At 58.8% G+C, this 18,535-nt stretch carries 17 protein-coding genes and 1 pseudogene; 9 read left to right on the top strand and 9 right to left on the bottom strand.

The genetic code is table 11. From position 1 onward, the window contains the following. Positions 1–79 precede the first annotated feature (79 nt). Positions 80–841: a potassium channel family protein gene (locus ACR0NO_RS05120; protein WP_170469956.1), complete on the top strand. Its 762-nt coding sequence runs from the start codon at positions 80–82 to the stop codon at positions 839–841. Here ACR0NO_RS05120 and cobS read toward each other — a convergent pair. Next, positions 838–1,602, bottom strand: a complete 765-nt coding sequence (gene cobS / locus ACR0NO_RS05115) for an adenosylcobinamide-GDP ribazoletransferase (protein ID WP_480723201.1) — start codon at positions 1,600–1,602, stop codon at positions 838–840. The two genes, ACR0NO_RS05120 and cobS, sit on opposite strands and share 4 nt — an antisense overlap. A 78-nt stretch (positions 1,603–1,680) precedes the next feature. Between cobS and cobT the strand changes: the two genes are divergently transcribed. Further along, positions 1,681–2,691 carry a nicotinate-nucleotide--dimethylbenzimidazole phosphoribosyltransferase gene (cobT, locus tag ACR0NO_RS05110; RefSeq protein ID WP_480723200.1) on the top strand — a complete coding sequence of 337 codons (1,011 nt, stop codon included), beginning with the start codon at positions 1,681–1,683 and terminating at the stop codon, positions 2,689–2,691. A gap of 30 nt (positions 2,692–2,721) precedes the next feature. Here cobT and ACR0NO_RS05105 read toward each other — a convergent pair whose 3' ends face one another. Together ACR0NO_RS05105 and ACR0NO_RS05100 are read right to left on the bottom strand one after the other, a co-directional pair. After that, a complete protein-coding gene (locus ACR0NO_RS05105; RefSeq protein ID WP_480723199.1) occupies positions 2,722–4,602 on the bottom strand; it encodes a monovalent cation:proton antiporter-2 (CPA2) family protein in 1,881 nt (626 codons plus the stop codon). 19 nt (positions 4,603–4,621) lie between these two features. Continuing rightward, a complete protein-coding gene (locus tag ACR0NO_RS05100) occupies positions 4,622–5,077 on the bottom strand; it encodes an Lrp/AsnC family transcriptional regulator (RefSeq protein ID WP_170376867.1) in 456 nt (151 codons plus the stop codon). 147 nt (positions 5,078–5,224) lie between these two features. Between ACR0NO_RS05100 and hppD the strand changes: the two genes are divergently transcribed. Beyond that, a complete protein-coding gene (hppD, locus tag ACR0NO_RS05095) occupies positions 5,225–6,322 on the top strand; it encodes a 4-hydroxyphenylpyruvate dioxygenase (protein ID WP_480723198.1) in 1,098 nt (365 codons plus the stop codon). Positions 6,323–6,406: 84 nt separating this feature from the next. Here hppD and ACR0NO_RS05090 read toward each other — a convergent pair whose 3' ends face one another. Continuing rightward, positions 6,407–7,045, bottom strand: coding sequence for a class I SAM-dependent methyltransferase (locus tag ACR0NO_RS05090; RefSeq protein WP_480723197.1), 639 nt, complete (start codon positions 7,043–7,045; stop codon positions 6,407–6,409). Continuing rightward, a complete protein-coding gene (locus ACR0NO_RS05085; protein ID WP_480723196.1) occupies positions 7,038–8,927 on the bottom strand; it encodes a hypothetical protein in 1,890 nt (629 codons plus the stop codon). The genes ACR0NO_RS05090 and ACR0NO_RS05085 overlap by 8 nt, the downstream gene beginning before the upstream one ends. A gap of 164 nt (positions 8,928–9,091) precedes the next feature. On the opposite strand from ACR0NO_RS05085, the gene ACR0NO_RS05080 reads away from it, so the two are divergent. Then, positions 9,092–9,787: an SIMPL domain-containing protein gene (locus ACR0NO_RS05080; protein ID WP_480723195.1), complete on the top strand. Its 696-nt coding sequence runs from the start codon at positions 9,092–9,094 to the stop codon at positions 9,785–9,787. Positions 9,788–9,789: 2 nt separating this feature from the next. On the opposite strand, the gene ACR0NO_RS05075 is transcribed toward ACR0NO_RS05080, so the two are convergent. From ACR0NO_RS05075 to ACR0NO_RS05065, 3 genes are all read right to left on the bottom strand, one after another. Next, entirely contained in the window at positions 9,790–10,494 is a 705-nt protein-coding gene (locus ACR0NO_RS05075) for a GNAT family N-acetyltransferase (protein WP_480723194.1), read from the bottom strand. Between the two features lie 4 nt (positions 10,495–10,498). Then, entirely contained in the window at positions 10,499–11,791 is a 1,293-nt protein-coding gene (locus ACR0NO_RS05070; protein WP_480723193.1) for an O-acetylhomoserine aminocarboxypropyltransferase/cysteine synthase family protein, read from the bottom strand. Positions 11,792–11,887: 96 nt separating this feature from the next. Further along, a complete protein-coding gene (locus tag ACR0NO_RS05065; RefSeq protein ID WP_480723192.1) occupies positions 11,888–12,877 on the bottom strand; it encodes a hypothetical protein in 990 nt (329 codons plus the stop codon). 127 nt (positions 12,878–13,004) lie between these two features. Here ACR0NO_RS05065 and ACR0NO_RS05060 point away from each other — a divergent pair. From ACR0NO_RS05060 to ACR0NO_RS05040, 5 genes and pseudogenes are all read left to right on the top strand, one after another. Continuing rightward, a pseudogene (locus ACR0NO_RS05060) lies at positions 13,005–13,637 on the top strand (cupin domain-containing protein). Between the two features lie 157 nt (positions 13,638–13,794). Further along, positions 13,795–15,129 (top strand): NAD(P)-dependent oxidoreductase, encoded by a 1,335-nt coding sequence (locus ACR0NO_RS05055; RefSeq protein ID WP_480723191.1) that lies wholly within the window; start codon positions 13,795–13,797, stop codon positions 15,127–15,129. Positions 15,130–15,175: 46 nt separating this feature from the next. Next, positions 15,176–16,012: a class I SAM-dependent methyltransferase gene (locus tag ACR0NO_RS05050; protein WP_480723190.1), complete on the top strand. Its 837-nt coding sequence runs from the start codon at positions 15,176–15,178 to the stop codon at positions 16,010–16,012. Positions 16,013–16,030: 18 nt separating this feature from the next. After that, positions 16,031–17,335 carry an NAD-dependent dihydropyrimidine dehydrogenase subunit PreA gene (preA, locus tag ACR0NO_RS05045; protein ID WP_480723189.1) on the top strand — a complete coding sequence of 435 codons (1,305 nt, stop codon included), beginning with the start codon at positions 16,031–16,033 and terminating at the stop codon, positions 17,333–17,335. 73 nt (positions 17,336–17,408) lie between these two features. Next, positions 17,409–17,888 carry a hypothetical protein gene (locus ACR0NO_RS05040; protein WP_480723188.1) on the top strand — a complete coding sequence of 160 codons (480 nt, stop codon included), beginning with the start codon at positions 17,409–17,411 and terminating at the stop codon, positions 17,886–17,888. Positions 17,889–17,891: 3 nt separating this feature from the next. On the opposite strand, the gene ACR0NO_RS05035 is transcribed toward ACR0NO_RS05040, so the two are convergent. Further along, on the bottom strand, positions 17,892–18,506 hold the full coding sequence (locus ACR0NO_RS05035; protein ID WP_480723187.1) for a TetR family transcriptional regulator C-terminal domain-containing protein: 615 nt from the start codon (positions 18,504–18,506) through the stop codon (positions 17,892–17,894). Positions 18,507–18,535: the final 29 nt, after the last annotated feature.

Genomic DNA, 18,535 nt, shown 5'->3' with positions numbered 1-18,535 from the left:
GGGCGGCCTTTTTCGTTGCTTGGTGGAATGGCGAAAACCGGTTAGTTTTTCTGTAGATGCAAGCAGATACCGGTTCGGCATGAAGAAGACGGTCAAGTTCCTATATATCGGAAAGGCTCCGATTTCGGTCTGGTTCCGCTATGGGTTGATCCTGTTCGATGTGGTCACAATCATCTTCTTCGTCGCCACCGCGCATTTTCCGCATGGCCCATGGGTGACTGGTATCAGTTGGGTGGTTGGCTTTATTATCCTTCTGGATTTTTCGGCCAGAATGTGGATCGCCAAAGATCGTTGGAAGCTGTTGCGCAAGATTTACACGCTGGCGGATATCGTGGTGATCGTGTCGCTGATCCTCGACCCGTTTTTAACCGGCAATCTCGCGTTCCTGCGTATCCTGCGCGCTCTACGTCTGATCCACTCGTACCATCTGCTGTGGGATTTACGGCGCGACAGCACCTTTTTCCGCACGCACGAAGATGCGGTCATCGCGGCCATCAATTTGCTGGTCTTCGTGTTTGCAACTTCGACAGCCGTTCTTGTCTTTTTCATCCCCGAAGATGCTAAGAACCCCTATATCGACGCGCTGTATTTCACCATGGCGACTCTGACGACGACGGGATTTGGCGACATCACCTTGTCGACGCCGTGGGGCAAGCTGTTCTCGGTGTTTATCATGGTGGTCGGAGTTGCCCTGTTCGTGCGCCTGGCGCAGGCGATTTTCATGCCGCAGAAAGTGCGCCACAAATGCCCCAGCTGTGGTTTGTTCCGGCATGATCCGGACGCGGTGCATTGCAAGCATTGCGGCTGCACCCTGCGGATCGAGACGGGTGGGGTGTCTTAAAGCTTAGCCGCTATTGCTACCATGAAAGTGATTTCGGCCAATTGCTGAGAAGCGCCGAGGATATCTCCGGTCTGGCCACCGATCTTGGCTTTTGCCACGACGGCCAGAGCACCGACAACGATCGCGGCGCATAGGGCGGGCAAAATGACCTGCTCACCGATCAGTAAAACCCCCGTCAAACCAGCCAGAGCGAGCGAAACCGCGACTGGACCGATCGGTGGGGTGCCGACGGAATGGCTGAGGCCGAGTTTGCGCGCATTGGGCAATGCAGCCATCAGCAAGGGCATGAACGCACGTGACACCACACAAGCGGCAATGATTGCCAGAAACGCACCGGCTGACAAAAGGGCCGCGACCGCTGCGACTCGCATCAGTTGCGAACCAATCAGGGACAGCACGCCATATGTGCCGATATGGCTGTCCTTCATGATCTCCAACCGGCGTTCCGGCGTGAACCCGCCCCATAGGCCGTCAAACGTATCGGCCAGCCCGTCCTCATGCATTGCGCCCGTCGTCATGGTCAGGGTCGCCACGAGCAAAACGGCGCAAACGAATGGCGGAACCGACAGTGTCAGTGCAAGCCACCCGATGACGCAAGCCAATGCGCCAATCATCAGGCCGACCACCGGAAAGGCCCAAACCGCCTGCGCCTGCCGGGCAAAGACCTTCTCAGGCAAACGGGGCAGGGGCAGGCGCGTCAACAGGACCAGAGCCAGCGGGATATCCCATGCGGAAACCGGATTGGTGTCGTTTTTTTGCACTTCTGCGCCTTTCGAGGCCTTGTTGGATTCAGTGCTTCGGTTAAACACACAGGACCACTCTGATGCAATGAGGCTTTGATGCTGCCTGAACTGAATGATTTGAACACGTTCCGTGACGCGTTGACCAGCGCTCCGGGGCCGGACATGGCGGCGGCAGATGGCGCGGCTGAACGCAACGGTCAGTTGACCAAACCTCCGGGCGCGCTGGGGCGGCTTGAGGATCTGGCGATCTGGTATGCGGCCTGGCGTGGGGATTCGCGCCCGCAGGTTGCGGCCCCTCAGGTCATTGTCTTTGCTGGTAACCACGGGGTCACGGCGCAGGGCGTTTCAGCGTTTCCGCCCGAAGTGACCGTTCAGATGGTGATGAATTTTGAACATGGCGGCGCGGCGATCAACCAGTTGGCCAAGGCGGCCGGCGCAAAGATGGACGTCCACGCACTGGATCTTGATCGGCCGACGGCAGATTTCACCCAAGGCCCCGCCATGAGTGAGGCCGAGTTGCTGAGCGCGCTGCAAACCGGCTGGCAGGCGGTGGACCCGAAGTCCGACCTGCTGGTGGTCGGCGAGATGGGGATCGGCAACACCACCCCCGCCGCTGCGATTGCCTGCGCCCTGTTCGGAGGCGAGGCCGCCGATTGGACCGGTCGCGGTACAGGGGTCGACGATGCGGGCCTTGCGAACAAGACCCGCGTGGTCGCCGAAGGCGTGGCGCTGCATGGCAGTGAAGACGGGTTGGAAGTTCTGCGCTGCCTCGGCGGGCGCGAGATCGCGGCCATGGCCGGAGCGATTGCGGCGGCCCGTATGTTGCGCATTCCCGTCATTCTGGATGGCTTCATCTGTACCTCAGCCGCGGCCTGTTTGGCGCGCATCTCGCCCTCGGCCCTGGATCATACCGTTGCGGGGCACCAAAGCGCAGAGGGCGCACATACAGCGATGCTGTCAAAACTGGGCAAGGAACCGCTGCTGAGCCTCGGTCTGCGTCTGGGTGAGGGATCCGGCGGTGCGCTTGCGATCAACATTCTCAAAAGCGCGGTTGCCTGCCACTCGGGCATGGCAACCTTTGCCGAGGCGGGCGTCGCGGACGGGTAACTTAAGCGCCTGACCGGGCAATTGCTGCGGTCAGGCAGAATCCTTGGCGTGCTGTTCCGCCAATTCCAGCAATGCGGTTTCCAGATCCTTCTCAAGCTTTTGCGCGCGTTCAATGTATTTCGTATTCTCGGACGTGGGCATGCCGGGAATCCAAAGCTCAGCCAAATCGCGCACGGACGTCCTGTCATGGTGATAGAAGGTCTGTTCGGCCTGCGCGGCCTCGTACTCGCTCAGCCCGATATTCTCGAGCACATAGCGGCCCGCGCGCAAAGAGCTGTCGAACATTTCGCGCACGATGTCGTTGGCCCCGGCCTGATAAAGCTCATACACGTGGGTTCGATCATGCGCCCGCGCGATGATATGCAAATCCGGGCGCTGGCGGCGGGCGTAGCCGACCAAGCGGGTCACAGTCTTTCGATCATCCATCGCAGCGACAAGCACCGAGGCTTTCTCAAGCCCCGCAGCGCGGAGCAGTTCCGGCCGGGTCGGATCGCCTAGAAAGCCTTTTACGCCAAAACGACGCATCAACTGGATCGTCTCGATGTCGTGGTCCAAAACAACGGTTTTGAACCCGCTGGCGCGAACCAGCCGATTGACGATCTGACCAAACCGACCGATCCCGGCGATGATCACGGGGCCTTTTTCGTCGATCTCATCGGGTTCCGGCGCGGCGTTGGTGTCGGCCATCTTGCGGGACAGAAGGTCGTAGATGATGAACAGAAGCGGGGTGATCAGCATGGTCAGCGCAATGATCATCAGCATCTTTTGCGACAGGTCCGGCGGGATGACATTCTGCTGCGTCGAAAACGCCAGAAGGACAAAGCCGAACTCACCCGCCTGGGCCAGTCCAAGGGTGAACAGCCAGTGATCCCGGCCCTTCAGTTTGAAGGCTTTGCCGACGAGATAAAGGATGATGCCTTTAACGAGGATGACCAGCAGGGCCAAGCCGATCAGGTCAAACGGGTCGTTGAAGAAATAGCCAACGTTGATCCCCGCTCCGACCGTAATGAAGAACAGCCCTAGGAACAGGCCCTTGAACGGCTCAAGGTCGCTTTCCATTTCATGGCGGAATTCCGAGCTGGCCAAAACCACACCCGCCAGAAACGCGCCCAGAGCGGGCGACAGGCCCACCAGTGTCATCAGGAATGAAATCCCGACAACAATCATCAACGCCAGCGCGGTATACATCTCGCGCAGGCGGGTCGCGTGGATGAACCGGAACAGCGGGCGGGTCAGGTAGACGCCGGCCAGAATGACAAAGGCGATTGCGCCGATCGTGACCAGAGTGACAGCCCAGCCCGGCAGCCCTTCGACCAGAGACAGGCTGTGATGCCCGGCGTCGTGCAAGTGCTCTGCGCCGCGGTCGATGGAGCCGTCTGCCTCGATATGTGGCATGGCAGGCAGTGCGAGCAGCGGCAGCAGGGCCAGAATCGGGATTACGGCAATGTCCTGCGTCAGCAGAACTGAGAACGTCGCGCGGCCTCCGTTCGTTTGCATCAAGCCCTTTTCAGAGAGGGTCTGCAGCACGATCGCGGTCGAGGACAAACACAGAGTTAACCCGACCGCCAGAGCGACGGACCACGGGTGGTTCGCGTAGATCGCGACACCGGCAATAACGGTGGTGGACAACAGAACCTGAAGCCCGCCAAGACCCAACAGCTTGTCGCGCATATCCCACAGGGCGCGCGGTTCCAACTCGAGCCCAATGAGGAACAGCATCATGACAACGCCGAACTCGGCGACATGCTGCAGGTCTTCGGTCTCGGCACCGACAAGCCCGAGGACGGGGCCGATGATCAGGCCAGCCGCCAAGTATCCGAGAACCGACCCAAGGCCCAACCGCGCCGACAGGGGCACGGCAATCACGGCCGCAGCCAGATAAATAGAAGCCTGGTATAGGAAATCGTCCATCTATGTCCTCATTGCCCGCTCAGGTTGGCAGGGGTGCGTCGCGTTTGAGTTGGTCCATCACGATCTGACTTTGTACCCGTGCCACTGCAGGATGCGGCAGGATCACCTCATGAAGCAAGCTGTTGAGCGCAGAAAGATCGTCACAATAGACGTGAAGCAAGTAGTCTGCCTCGCCCGTCATCGTCCAGGCACTTGTGATCTCGGGTTGGGTGTTAACCATCCGGGCAAAGCTGGCGGATTGATCGGGGCCGTGTGTGCCCAGATGAACCTGAACGAAGCCCTGAACCTGCAAGCCGAGTTTCAGCGGATCCAGCCGAGCCGCGTAGCCGGTGATATAGCCCTCGGCCTCAAGGCGCTGACGGCGGCGGCCTGCCTGGCTGGGGGAGAGGTTCAGCAGCTCACCCAATTGATGCGCGGTCAAATGCGCATCCTTTTGCAGCGCTGAGAGCAGACGTGTATCGGTTGCATCAAGCATATGCGGCAAGATCTCAAATTTCAGGTCATTCATGCGCAGTTTGCGCACACTTCGAGAGTTTACATGAAAACAATGCGCGGAAACAGCACTGCTTAAGGCGTATTTTGGAATCAGCAAAGAAATTCCTGTTTTCGAAGGAGACGCGCCATGGGTCCTTTCCCGCATAACGCCCCGAAATCTATCATCAGTCCCGAAAACCCCGCAGGTACCGACGGGTTTGAATTTGTCGAGTTCGCGCACCCCGAACCGCAGGAGTTGCGTGATCTGTTCGCCAAAATGGGCTTCGATCTGGTTGCGCGCCACAAATCCAAACCTCTGGTCGAGCTGTGGCAGCAGGGCGATGTCACCTACATCCTGAACGCGGACCCCGAAAGCTATGCCGACAAGTTCGTCGCGGAACACGGCCCTTGTGCACCTTCGATGGGCTGGCGCGTTGTGGATGCGCAGAAAGCTTACGAGCATGCCGTCGCAAAAGGGGCGGAGCCGTATGACGGTGCGGACAAGACGATGAATGTCCCGGCCATCAAGGGGATTGGGGGATCGCTGATCTACTTCATTGACCAGTATTACGATACCTCGCCCTACAATGAGGAATTCGCGTGGATCAAAGAATCGAAACCGCGCGGCGAGGGGTTCTACTATCTCGATCACCTCACCCACAATGTCTACCGGGGCAATATGGACAAGTGGTTCAAGTTCTATGGCGACCTGTTCAACTTCCGTGAAATCCGGTTCTTTGACATCCAGGGCAAGTTCACCGGTCTCTATAGCCGCGCACTGACATCGCCCTGTGGCCGCATCCGTATCCCGATCAACGAGGACCGGGGTGAGACGGGTCAGATCGTCTCTTACCTGAAAAAGTACAAGGGCGAGGGCATTCAGCATATCGCGGTGGGCAGCGAGGACATCTATGCCTCGACCGACGCCATAGCCGAGAACGGTTTGAAGTTCATGCCGGGTCCGAACCAATCCTATTATGACATGTCCAAAGACCGGGTAACGGACCACGATGAGCCGCTGGATCGGATGATGAAGCACGGCATTCTGATCGATGGTGAAGGCGTTGTGGATGGGGGAGAGACGCGGATTCTGCTGCAGATATTCTCAAAAACCGTGATCGGCCCGATTTTCTTCGAGTTCATCCAGCGCAAGGGGGATGACGGGTTCGGTGAGGGTAACTTCCAGGCCCTGTTTGAATCCATCGAACGCGAACAGATCGAAAGCGGTGAGATTTCGGCGGCCTAAAGCGTTTCGGTTTTACCTGAAGCGCCAAGTGGCACGAATGTCCCGAGAACGCTGAAAGCGTGGCAGGGTATTCGTGTCGCAGGTTTAAACCGAAACGCTAAAAGCTGCGCCAAAGACCAGCCACGTCCAGGTCACACCAGCGCGCTGGTTGGCCGGTTGTATCGATGAGGTTCGGGACCTGTGGTGAACCCGCAAGCCTGAACCTACCGCAAGATCGACGATGGCGTCGTCAGAAATCACATAACCGGGTCGGTCTGGCGGGCAGGGGCCATGTCTGAGCGACAAAATCATCTGTCCTTGCGGTCGCAGGCGTTTAGACAGGGCGCGGATCGCTATGTGTTGGTCGCGCGGGGGCAGGTGATGCAGGACGCCGATGACCAGAATGGAGTCAAAAACGACACCATCTGGCAGAGCGCTTAGTCTAGGCAGACAAGCATCAAGCCACTGAACGGATTGCGCGCCGTCACCGTGCATCGCGTGGTTGCGAAAGGCTTCGACTGGCTCGATCGCCGTCACGTTGCAGCCTCGTTTGGCCAGCCAACGCGCCACCGTTCCAGTACCAGCGCCCACATCCAGAACACTCGCCCCGGTATCGGGCACATGGTCCTGAACGGGGTGCAGGACATCGGTAGGAGAAAGGCTGTCATAGGCCGGGATCAGCTGGGGAGCCGCTTGTTCGTACCCAGCTTTGATAGTCTGAAAATACGGGTCGTCCTTAACCACGCGGCATTTTCAAAGTCAGATTGCGGCCCTTCTTTTGATACCGCAACTCGCTGTCGCTGATGGCGATGACCTTGCCGCCGTCAATCCGGTCTCCGATCTTGAGCTTTTTGTACCGACCACTCGGAAGCCGGACGAGGGCACGGCGATTTGCGGGTGTGCCGTAGACGCCGATCAGGTTCAGCTTGCGCAGGTTCAGGGCATTGTCGATTGTGGCCTGCCGTGCGACCGAGGCTGTTGTCGGGATTTTCGGAGCCACGGATTTCGGCTGGAATGACCCGGCCTCGTCATTGCTGGACGCGACTGCGGCGGTTGATCCCAGGTTTGATCCGTTGGGGCTGGCCGAGGCCACAGCCCGCGCGGGCCGCAATTTGGGGCGCGGGACGCGAACAACAGCCAAGGCGGTGGGTGTATCGTCGACCTCGGGCTGCACCTGCAGGCTTTCGGGCCGCAACTTGGGTCGCACGACCGCAAGTTCTTCAAGGCTGCGCCCGCCCAATTGCGTGCGTTCGAAATTCTCGACCAGATTGCCGGGGCGGGGCCGGGGGCGGAGTTCGGCCAGCCTCTGGTTGACCTCATCGACCACGGGTTCTTCCTCAAACCGCACCGGTACTTCAGGCGGGACCTTGGAGGGGCGCCCCTGATAAACCACAATACCTTCAGGCGACAGTGCGCCTTCAGCGGTCGGTACTACCAAGCCGCGTTCGTCCAGTTCGTATTGCGCGCCTGCGATTGAGGGGCCGGGGATGCGTTCAAAGGCGGCATCTGTGTCGAAACTGCTTTGATCGGGCAGGGCAATTGCGTCGCTGGACAAGTCCGGGTTGTGAATGGATGCGAGGTAGAGGTCATCCTCGGAAATCAATGCCGGTGTAATGGGCGCTTCGGGGGCCTCCACTAGGGCGCCTGCGACCTCTTCAATGTCGCTTTGTGTTTCGGGGTCCTGTGCAATCTGTTCCACAGGCGTCGGCGCGACTTTCAACGCTTCGAGAATGGCCGCATCTGTTGGGGACAATTCTGGCTGGGCTTCAGGTTCTGGCTGGGCTTCAGGTTCTGGTTCTTCTTCCGCTGCTGGTGTCGCCGCGATTTCGGTTTCAGGCTCTGGATCCGTCTCAGGCGGTGAAGCGTCCTGAGACTGCGGTGCAGACAGTTCGGCCGTATCGTTTTCGGTAGACGTGTCGTTGTCTGGGTGTGCCCCGATCAGAGACCACGCCCAAACACCTACCCCAACGCAGATCAGCGCGGCAATCGCAGGAATCGCCCAACGTTGCGCTTTGTTCGATGTGGGAGGTAACGCGATTGCAGCCGGAGCAGGCTCAGGAGAGCGGAACTCTGTGGGCGCCGCGTCATCCGCTATGGCATGAACCGGGGGGCTTTCTAGCTCGGGTTCGGGTGAAGGCGCAGCGACCTGCGGCTCGCTGGTCAGGTCAAATACAGGCTCGCGCGGAAATTCGGCCTCAGTCGTTGCTGCACTATAGGTGACTGGCAGGAACCCGTGCTGCGCCGCAAAGTTTTGCGCTTCATCCAGCGTCTCGCGCGCAACGGCGGCGACAAAGGTGGTCGGCCCCTCGGTTGCGCTGTCGTAGGACAGATCGGCCAATTCATACGGAGTTGCCTCGGCGACCGCGGCTTGAACCTCGGACGCGATCTGATCATCGCTTTGGCCCTCGGTGGGCAGGGCAAGATACCGTACCTGATCTGCGGGCAGCACCAGTTTGCAGCTGAGGTCGTTTTCCAGAGCAAAAGCCTTGTCGTGCAGGGCTTTGATCTGATCACTCAGATCCGGGGCCGACAAAGGCACTTCGCCAAGGTCGTACCATTCACCATCCGAATGGTGTTGAAGGGAAATTCCGGTCGCAGAAAAGGTCAGCGCAAAAGCGGGTTTCATAATCCGGAGGAACCACAGTTAACCATATCAACGCAAATACCTTTGTATTCGCAGGGTGATACTAAAGCAGGAACCCGCCGAGGGAAAGAAAAAGCCGGGACTTCCCCTTGTGCGTGTATGCCCCTCGGACCCATGTTGAGACAGAGTAATTTGGAGGGATCACCTTGAAGACATTCGCTTTTCTGGCCGCGATGATGGCCGCAACCACCGCCGGGCTGGCACATGCGGAAGAACGTCGCATCAACGTGGATGCCACCGGAACCGTTCAGGTTGCCCCCGATATGGCGACGATCACCCTAGGTGTGACACATCAGAACCCCGAGGCCTCAGAGGCCATGAAAGCCACCTCAGACGCTGTTGCGCAGGTGCTAGCGCGGTTGGCTGATATGGGCATCGACGAGCGGGATTTGCAGACCCGCGACTTGTCTTTGTCGCCCATCTGGTCGAATCGGAATCAGCAAAATGGGGAACCACCTGAGATCACCGGATTCGTCGCCTCGAACCGGGTGTTTGTGCGGGTGCGTGATCTGACGCAACTGGGTGAGGTCATGGATGCGGTCATTCAGGACGGGGCCAACGATTTCAGCGGGTTGAGCTTTGGTCTGCAAGACCCTGAACCGATTGAGGTTCAGGCCCGTGCAAAAGCCGTGAGCGAAGCAACCGCAAAGGCTGAGCAACTTGCCCAAGCCGCCAATGTCACGCTGGGGCCGGTTCAGACAATCTCGGAACGTGGTGGCAGTGTGCGCCCGATGGCAGAGATGCGAACGATGGCCATGGCCGACACGGGCGGAGTGCCTGTGGCTGGCGGAGAGATCTCGGTTTCTGTCAGCGTCTCGATGGAGTTCGAGATTTCAGAATAGGCTCACGCGCGGGCCATCAGCGGTTTTCTTTGCTGGCTCGTTTCGTCAAAATTATCCGGGGACAACCAGTCCTCAAACGCATCTCGAATACGCGGCCATTCGCTGTCGAGGATCGAATACCAGGCTGTGTCGCGATTGCGCCCCTTGTAATGTGTCGCTTGGCGGAATGTCCCCTCATAGGTGAAGCCCAACCTCTGGGCTGCACTACAAGATGGCGCATTCAACGCGTCGCATTTCCATTCATAACGGCGATAGCCCAGCTCATCGAACACACGGCGCATCATCAGATACATGACCTCGGTCGATTGCGGCTTGCGCTGCAGCAGGGTCGAGAAGTGGATATGCCCGACCTCGATCACACCGGCGGCCGGTTCGATCCTGAGGTATGATGCCATGCCAACGGGGACATCGTTTGCATCCAGAACCGTGTGAAACATCGGGTCGGCGTCCATGCAGTTCGCGCGAGCCCAGGTTTCGAACTCCTGCTCAGATCCAAACGGCCCGTAGGGTAAGTAGGTCCAGTTTCGGTGATCGGCGTCATTGGCAAACGCCCGGAACAATCCGGGCGCATGCCTGTTCACATCAAGCGGCACGACCGAGCAATACTGGCCCTCCATCGGGGTATAAGGCGGCGTGGGGCGCGGGAATTCGCCCGTGACCGGCCGTCCGATGGGTTGACCAAGTGCGTTGGTGTCGTGTCCGCTCATGGCTTTATGCGCTGGCTTTGGCCAAAGCCTGATCCAAATCAGCGATCAGGTCGTTAGCATCCTCGATCCCGATCGAGACTCGCACAACGTTGGGGCCCGCGCCTGCGGCCTCTTGCTGTTCAGGCGTCAGTTGCCGGTGCGTGGTCGAGGCCGAGTGGATGATCAGCGAACGCGCATCGCCGAGGTTGGCAACGTGGCTGAAGATCTCCAATGCGTTCACCAGTTTGATGCAGGCGTCATAACCACCCTTGACCGCAAAGGTGAACAGGGCACCGGCACCGCGCGGATACTGCGCCTTGACCCGGTCGTGATAGGGCGACGAGGGTAGGCCCGCGTAGGTCACGTAGTCGACCCGGTCATCCGCCTCGAGCCAGGAGGCGATCTTCTGGGCGTTCTCAACGTGGCGCTCCATCCTCAGCGAAAGCGTCTCGATCCCCATCAGCGTGTAATGTGCCGCCTGCGGGTTCATGGTCATACCCAGATCGCGCAGGCCAATGGCGATGCCGTGGAAGGTGAAGGCCAGCGGGCCGAAGGTCTCATGGAATTTCAGCCCGTGATAGGCTTGCTCGGGCTGGCTGAGGGAGGGGAATTTGTCATTCGCCGACCAGTCGAACTTGCCCGAATCCACGATGCAGCCGCCGGTGACGGTACCATTGCCGGTCAGGTATTTGGTGGTCGAATGTACGACCAGAGTCGCGCCGTGTTCAATCGGGCGGCACAGGTAGGGCGTGGCCGAGGTGTTGTCGACGATCAGCGGAATGCCTGCGCTGTCCGCGACATCGGCCAAAGAGCGGATATCGGTGACATAGCCGCCGGGGTTGGCGATGGATTCACAGAATACCGCGCGGGTGTTTTCGTCGATGGCGGCTTTTACGGCTTCCAGATCATCGGTGTCGACAAACTTGGCCGACCAGCCGAAGCGCTTGATCGTCTGGCTGAACTGCGTGACCGTGCCGCCATACAGACGGGTCGAGGCCACCACGTTGCAACCCGGTCCCATCAGCGGGAACAGTGCCATGATCTGCGCCGCATGCCCCGAGGAACAGCACACGGCGCCAACGCCACCCTCAAGCGTTGCGACACGTTCTTGCAGAACCGCGACGGTCGGGTTGGTCAGGCGCGAATAGATAAAGCCCACTTCCTGCAGGTTAAACAAAGCCGCCGCGTGGTCCGCATCGCGAAAGACATAAGCCGTCGATTGATAGATCGGAGTCTGGCGCGCGCCGGTTGCGGGATCGGGGCGTGCGCCCGCGTGTATCTGCAGAGTGTCGAAACCGTAGGTGGGGCCGTCAGACATCGTGAAAATCTCCTGTTGGAATGTGCGTTGGCGAATCTGTAGGCTATTGCAGGCCCTTGCACAACGATCCTCTGGTTGATCCTATGAGCGATCCTGTCAGCGTAGCCAGAGACCTGTGGCCTTGATCGCCTTGCGGATGGCCTGTTCGCGGCCGGGCAGGGCGTTCTGGTCGAACATCTTGCGGATTTTGTGGCCTTTGCCTTGGAAAATCAGCCTCTTCATCGGGTCATAGGTTTTGAGCACCTTCTTGACCTTGTTGGGGGCCGAGACGGTCTCGAGCACGTCAATCACGCGGTCACTCTCGCGGGCGTAAAGCAGCGGAAACAGGCGATAGTGACAACTGACCGACCCATCAAGAAGCCCGTCCGGCAAGGCATCGCGCCCACCTCCGAAGGAGTGGATCACCAGCGGTAGGGCGGCTTGATCCAGCCAGGGATCAAGGTTCTGCCCGGTGAGTTCGGGGATCTCCTCGTCGCGTATGGTTTTCGCATAGTCCAGAAACCGCTCACCGAATTGGCGCGGGCATTTGTAGAAGAAATACCCTGCGTTGAAATACAGAAACCGCTTCCAGTGTTCCTTGGGCTGGCTGTGATCAATAGAGCTGTCGAAATCCAGACCAAAGCGGCGATAGAGCGCGCTCCAGATCCCCTGGAACCCCGGCCCATAGAGGGTGGGTTTCGGCCAAGTCCCGTCGACCTTTAGCGAGGCGCCCGGACGGTCGAAATCAAACGGGACCGAGGTCAGATCGCCGGTGATCAGCGTATCGCTGTCGAAGAAGACAAAGGGCTCGCCTTCGGGCAGGGCCAGCAGGGCCTCGATCTTGTTGCCATGCGGATAGCTCTCGCCGAAGACATGGTTGTCGAAGGGCAGGATCTCGGCGTCCAGCTGAGACAGCGCCTTGCGCACATCCTCGTTCTGGATGCTGGGGTTCTGGTTCCAACGGGGGCCGGGGTTTGGCGTGGCGACATAAAGCTTGCCGTCAAAACCTGGGGAACAGTGGCGCAGCGAGGCGGCGAACAGAAGGGCCTCATATTGCAGGCGGTTGTTTTGTCCGATGACGACGATGTTGAATTTCTGCGAAGCCATTCGTGCCTGTTCCTGTCGTCCGTTTTCTTTGGGATTACAGCAAGCCGCAGAGGGCGTCAAAACTGTTGGATTGATTTTCGCGTTCTCCATCCCATCTCGAGAAGGAGACTCAAAGCAGGAGGCCGCCATGAGGATCAACGCGGATTTCACCAAACGCGCCGCGGTGCATTTCGATCAGACCGAGTGGGTGCAATCTCCAGCGGCAGGGGTCGAGCGCAAGATGCTGGACCGGATCGGTGAGGAAGTCGCCCGCGCCACCACGATCGTCCGATTTGCCCCCGGCAGTGCCTTCGCAGCCCATACTCATGATGGTGGGGAAGAGTATCTTGTTCTGGATGGCGTCTTTCAGGATTAAACCGGAGATTTTCCGGTTGGCAGCTATGTTCGCAACCCTCCGACCTCATCCCACACGCCTTCGGCGGCCGACGGGGCGACCATTCTGGTCAAGTTGCATCAATTCGACCCCTCCGACCGGACTGAGGTAAAACGCTCGATCATCGGTCAGGGCGATCTGCGCCTTTTCAAGGATGAGCATGAGGATGTACGGATCGCACAATGGGCCGAGGGTGAGACCATTGATCTGAACGCTGAAGGTGGGCTTGAGGTGTTTGTCATCACCGGCAGCTTTGACGAAGGCGGTGAATCATTCGCCGCGTGGGACTGGCTGCGTCTGCCGCCAGGATCGCAGTCAAAGGCCGTTGCGGGGCCGGATGGCGCGCGGGTTTGGATGAAATCCGGGCATTTGACGGGCATGATCTGACCTGAACCCGCATCAATTTTGGGCAAAATCACGGAAATCCGGGTCAAAAGCCCGGATTTTTCATTTTTTGACCGAATGATAAAATTTACCAATTGATAAAAAATCAGATTGTGGCAAGCTGAGCCTCACAACAAACATATCTACAGGGAGTAGAGTGATGGCACAGGGCCAGATGGCACCCGGGATTGTCCCAGGGCGGCTTTCCAGCGATGAGCTGACCTCGAATTTTACCGATCTGCATCCGCCTTTGGCCCCGCATGAGGCCGCCGTGGCGGCAGATCGCTGTTATTTCTGCTATGACGCGCCGTGTGTGACGGCTTGTCCGACGGATATCGATATTCCGTTGTTCATTCGCCAGATCCAGGCTGGTCAGCCGCAAGCAGCGGGTCGCACGATTCTCGAGCAAAACATTCTAGGTGGTATGTGTGCCCGCGTTTGTCCGACCGAGACTTTGTGCGAGGAAGCTTGCGTTCGCGAAGCCGCCGAAGGCAAACCGGTCGAAATCGGTCGCTTGCAGCGCTATTCGACTGATACCGTTATGGAAGCGGGTGATCACCCCTTCGAACGCGCCGCGCCTACCGGCAAAACGGTTGCCGTGATTGGGGCAGGGCCAGCTGGTCTTGCCTGTGCGCACCGTCTGGCAATGCTGGGGCATGACGTGGTTATTCACGAGTCCAAGCCGAAACCCGGCGGTCTGAACGAATACGGGATTGCAGCCTACAAATCGACCAATGACTTCGCTCAGGCCGAAGTGGATTGGCTTCTGAAAATTGGTGGCATTGCGATCGAGACGGGCTCGGTTCTGGGCGATACGATTTCGCTGGACGGGTTGGTCGAGAACTATGATGCCGTGTTCCTGTCGATCGGTCTGGCGGGTGTGAATGCGTTGCGAGCGCAAGGCACCGAAAAGGACGGTGTGCGGGCTGCTGTGGAATTCATTTCGGATGTGCGTCAGGCGGAAGATCTGGCCCACTTGCCGGTCGGGCGGAATGTGGTCGTGATCGGCGGAGGCATGACAGCGGTGGACGCTGCCGTGAAGTCAAAACTGCTGGGCGCTGAGCATGTCACGATTGCCTATCGCCGTGGTCGCGATGCGATGGGTGCCAGCCGGTACGAACAGGACCTCGCCGCCTCGCATGGGGTGAGGATCCTGACGAATGTGCAGCCGGTCGCCGTCTACGGCAATGGCTCTGCGGTCGATATCGAACTGGAATACACAACCTCTCGGGACGGCAGGCTTGAAGGGACGGGTGAGATGATCCGGCTTCCGGCTGATCAAGTCCTCAAGGCCATTGGTCAGACCCTGGAAGGCGCGCCCGAAGGTCTGGCGCTGGACGGTAACAAGATCGCTGTCACCGGGGCAGGGCGAACCTCTCTGGATGGTGTCTGGGCGGGTGGTGATTGCGCCGCAGGTGGCGAGGACCTGACCGTGACAGCCGTGGCCGAGGGCCGGGACGCGGCGATGGACATCCACGCAACGCTCGTTTCGTGATAAGGTGGGGTATTCACCCCATTTTTATTGCTGCTGAGGTATCGTCATGTCCCAGATCGAACAAGCTGTTGCCCAACATTACACAACCGGTGCCCTGACCGAACGCGTCCGCGCGGCGCTTGAGGCCAGTGGTATTGACCCGGATGCAGCCACCGTTGCCGACCTCAAGGCCGGGGACGAGTTTCATACGGGTGGTGTGAAGGCGACCGATAACTTGTTCGCTCAGCTCTCACCCACCCACGCAACGCGTGTGCTGGATGTTGGCTGCGGTATTGGCGGGACATCGCGTTATATCGTGGATCGGTATGACTCGACGGTCACAGGCGTCGACCTGACGCCTGAGTTTGTTGAAACGGCCAAGACGCTCAGCGATCTTGTTGGTCATTCCGACAAGTCGGAGTTTCTGGTCGGCAGCGCCCTCGATATGCCTGTTGCCGATGCTGGGTTCGATCTGGCCGTGATGTTTCATGTTGGCATGAACATCGAAGACAAGGCGGGATTGTTCGCCGAAGTCTCTCGGGCTTTGGCGACAGGCGGAACTTTTGCCTTGTTCGACGTGATGGGCGGTGAGGCGGCTGAGCCGTTGGCGTTTCCTCTGCCATGGTCCACCGTGGCCGAGACGTCCTTCGTCCACGCGCCCGATGTCTACCGCGATGCCGCAAGCGCTGCGGGCCTGGAACTGGTGACTGAGACGGACCGTACCGAGTTCGCACTCGCGTTCTTCGAGGAAGCCTTTGCGCGCATGGCCGAAAGCGGCCCGCCCGCATTGGGCATCCACCTGATGATGGGCGAGACGGCACCTGAGAAGTTCCAAAACTACGTAACAAACCTAAAGGCCGGGCGCATTCGCCCGACTGAAATGATATTCAAAAAAACCGGCTGAGCCGGGAAGGGAGAAGCCATGGCCGATCTGACGACAATCTTTCTGGGCATTTCCAGCCCCAACCCCTATTGGCTGGCCTCTGCGCCGCCGACGGACAAGGAATACAACGTCCGCCGCGCGTTCGAGGCCGGATGGGGTGGTGTTGTGTGGAAAACGTTGGGGGCCGAGGGCCCTCCGGTCGTGAATGTGAACGGGCCGCGCTACGGCGCGATCTATGGTGCTGATCGGCGGCTGCTGGGTCTGAACAACATCGAGTTGATCACCGACCGCCCGCTGGAGGTGAACCTTGAGGAAATGGCGCGGGTCAAGGCGGACTACCCGGATCGCGCGCTGATCGCCTCGATCATGGTGCCCTGCGAGGAGGAGGCGTGGAAAGCCATCCTGCCACGCGTCGCCGAGACAGGCGCGGACGGGATTGAGCTGAACTTCGGCTGCCCGCATGGCATGAGCGAGCGGGGCATGGGGTCTGCCGTGGGGCAGGTGCCGGAATATATCGAAATGGTGACCCGTTGGTGCAAGAAATACTATGACCGCCCGGTCATAGTGAAGCTGACGCCGAATATCACCGATATCCGCAAACCTGCGGCGGCAGCGCGGAATGGTGGCGCAGATGCGGTGTCGCTGATCAACACGATCAACTCGATCACCAGCGTCAATCTGGATACGTTCAGCCCCGAGCCCTCGATTGATGGCAAAGGCAGCCATGGCGGCTATTGCGGCCCGGCGGTCAAGCCAATTGCCCTGTCGATGGTGTCCGAAATCGCGCGGGCTGAGGCCACTCATGGTATGCCCATCTCCGGCATTGGTGGCGTGACTACCTGGCGTGACGCGGCCGAGTTTATCTCGCTGGGTTGTGGCAATGTGCAAGTGTGTACCGCTGCGATGACCTACGGGTTCAAGATCATTGATGAGCTGACGGCGGGTTTGTCCGAATGGATGGATGAGAAGGGCTATACCAGCGTCGACCAGGTCATTGGTCGGGCGGTGCCGAATGTCACCGACTGGCAGTATCTGAACCTGAACTATGTGGCGAAGGCCAAGATCGATCAGGATCAGTGTATCAAATGCGGCCGGTGCTATGCTGCTTGTGAGGATACCAGCCATCAGGCGATCTCGATGTCTGATGATCGCGTGTTTGAGGTGATGGATGACGAATGCGTTGCCTGTAACCTCTGCGTCGATGTCTGCCCGATCGAAGGCTGCATCACGATGGAGCCGATGGCAGCAGGTGAGGTCGATCCACGCACAGGCAAGACCGTGCAGCCGGACTATGCCAACTGGACCTCGCATCCGAACAATCCGATGGCGAAAGCGGCGGAGTAAGGGAAACCTTCATCCCTAAAACACCGGTTCGGTGCTACACTGCCGCTGACAGACAGGATCAAAGGAGAATGTCATGCCAGCGGCACCACCGGGCCGGAACAAGGGCGGCAACAAGGTCACCAAGCTTGACCGTGACACGTCCAAAAAGAACGTTGCCCTTTCCAAGGCCAAGCAACGTGATGCGATGGCCGCCAAGAATTTCCTCCAACATCAGAAGCAGATCAAACGTGATATGGACAGTCTTGAGAAGCTGAAACGCTCTCTCGAAGAGATGATGGCGAAGTTGAAGGAAGAGCGTCAGCTGGATCAGCGGTTCCTTGGACAGGTGGTCAAAAAGGTCAAGGCGCTACAGAATTTTGACGCCTACGTGAAGGCTTCGGCCAAGGATCACATGGCTGGGGTGCAGCAGCCGAAAATGTATACCGCGATCGTCAAGGATGCCGGAAAAGTACCCAAGATCAACACGGTCAAAACCATGGGCGACCTGACCATTCTGATCGCCATGGTGATTGTGCTTTTGCGCCGTATTCTGGCGCTGAAACCTGCGAAATAGCGGCTACCGTGTCAGAAGGCGCGTGAACACCTGATCAAGATAGATTTTCGCCTCGGGGAAGGGATCGGCGTCATCCTCGCCCAGAACAGCGCGAATCTGGACGTCGAAATCCGCGTAATGCTGGGTCAAAGACCAGATCGAGAAGATCAGGTGATAGGGGTTCACTTCGGCGATATGCCCCTCGGCCATCCAGCGGCGGATCAGGGTCGAGGTTTCATCGACCAGCGCTTTCAGATCTGTGGACAGCACGTCATAGATATGTGGAGCGCCGCGAATGATCTCATTGGCAAACAGGCGGCTTTCACGCGGGTAGTCGCGGCTCATTTCCAGTTTGCGGTGGATATATCCCAACAGCTCGCTCAGAGGATCGCCATCGGGATCGATAGCACGCATCGGGTCTAGCCAAGTGTCCAGAAGACGCTCGAGCAGGGCGGCATAAATCGCGTCTTTGCTGCGGTAGTAATAGAGCAGGTTTGGTTTGCTCAGCCCGGCAGCGGATGCAATCTGATCCACGGTTGCCCCGCGAAACCCGTGGGTCGAAAAGACTTCGAGCGCGGCTTCCAGAATCGCAGCGCGATTTTTCTTTTGTATTCTGGTGGGTGCGCGGTCTTTCGGCATGTATCCAACGTGTCTGTTTTTGCGCCATT

Source organism: Ruegeria sp. CL3, from assembly GCF_056536505.1.
Note: the sequence above shows the minus strand (reverse complement) of the source record. Positions and strands in the feature narration are given on the sequence as shown.

Excerpts from the sequence above, each read along its gene's own strand:
- ACR0NO_RS05035 (WP_480723187.1), bottom strand. The coding sequence starts at position 18,506 with ATGCCGAAAGACCGCGCACCCACCAGAATACAAAAGAAAAATCGCGCT.
- ACR0NO_RS05100 (WP_170376867.1), bottom strand. The coding sequence starts at position 5,077 with ATGCTTGATGCAACCGATACACGTCTGCTCTCAGCGCTGCAAAAGGAT.
- ACR0NO_RS05055 (WP_480723191.1), top strand. The coding sequence starts at position 13,795 with ATGGCACAGGGCCAGATGGCACCCGGGATTGTCCCAGGGCGGCTTTCC.
- ACR0NO_RS05075 (WP_480723194.1), bottom strand. The coding sequence starts at position 10,494 with ATGAGCGGACACGACACCAACGCACTTGGTCAACCCATCGGACGGCCG.
- preA (WP_480723189.1), top strand. The coding sequence starts at position 16,031 with ATGGCCGATCTGACGACAATCTTTCTGGGCATTTCCAGCCCCAACCCC.
- ACR0NO_RS05050 (WP_480723190.1), top strand. The coding sequence starts at position 15,176 with ATGTCCCAGATCGAACAAGCTGTTGCCCAACATTACACAACCGGTGCC.
- ACR0NO_RS05065 (WP_480723192.1), bottom strand. The coding sequence starts at position 12,877 with ATGGCTTCGCAGAAATTCAACATCGTCGTCATCGGACAAAACAACCGC.
- ACR0NO_RS05105 (WP_480723199.1), bottom strand. The coding sequence starts at position 4,602 with ATGGACGATTTCCTATACCAGGCTTCTATTTATCTGGCTGCGGCCGTG.
- ACR0NO_RS05085 (WP_480723196.1), bottom strand. The coding sequence starts at position 8,927 with ATGAAACCCGCTTTTGCGCTGACCTTTTCTGCGACCGGAATTTCCCTT.
- hppD (WP_480723198.1), top strand. The coding sequence starts at position 5,225 with ATGGGTCCTTTCCCGCATAACGCCCCGAAATCTATCATCAGTCCCGAA.
- ACR0NO_RS05040 (WP_480723188.1), top strand. The coding sequence starts at position 17,409 with ATGCCAGCGGCACCACCGGGCCGGAACAAGGGCGGCAACAAGGTCACC.
- ACR0NO_RS05070 (WP_480723193.1), bottom strand. The coding sequence starts at position 11,791 with ATGTCTGACGGCCCCACCTACGGTTTCGACACTCTGCAGATACACGCG.
- cobT (WP_480723200.1), top strand. The coding sequence starts at position 1,681 with ATGCTGCCTGAACTGAATGATTTGAACACGTTCCGTGACGCGTTGACC.
- ACR0NO_RS05120 (WP_170469956.1), top strand. The coding sequence starts at position 80 with ATGAAGAAGACGGTCAAGTTCCTATATATCGGAAAGGCTCCGATTTCG.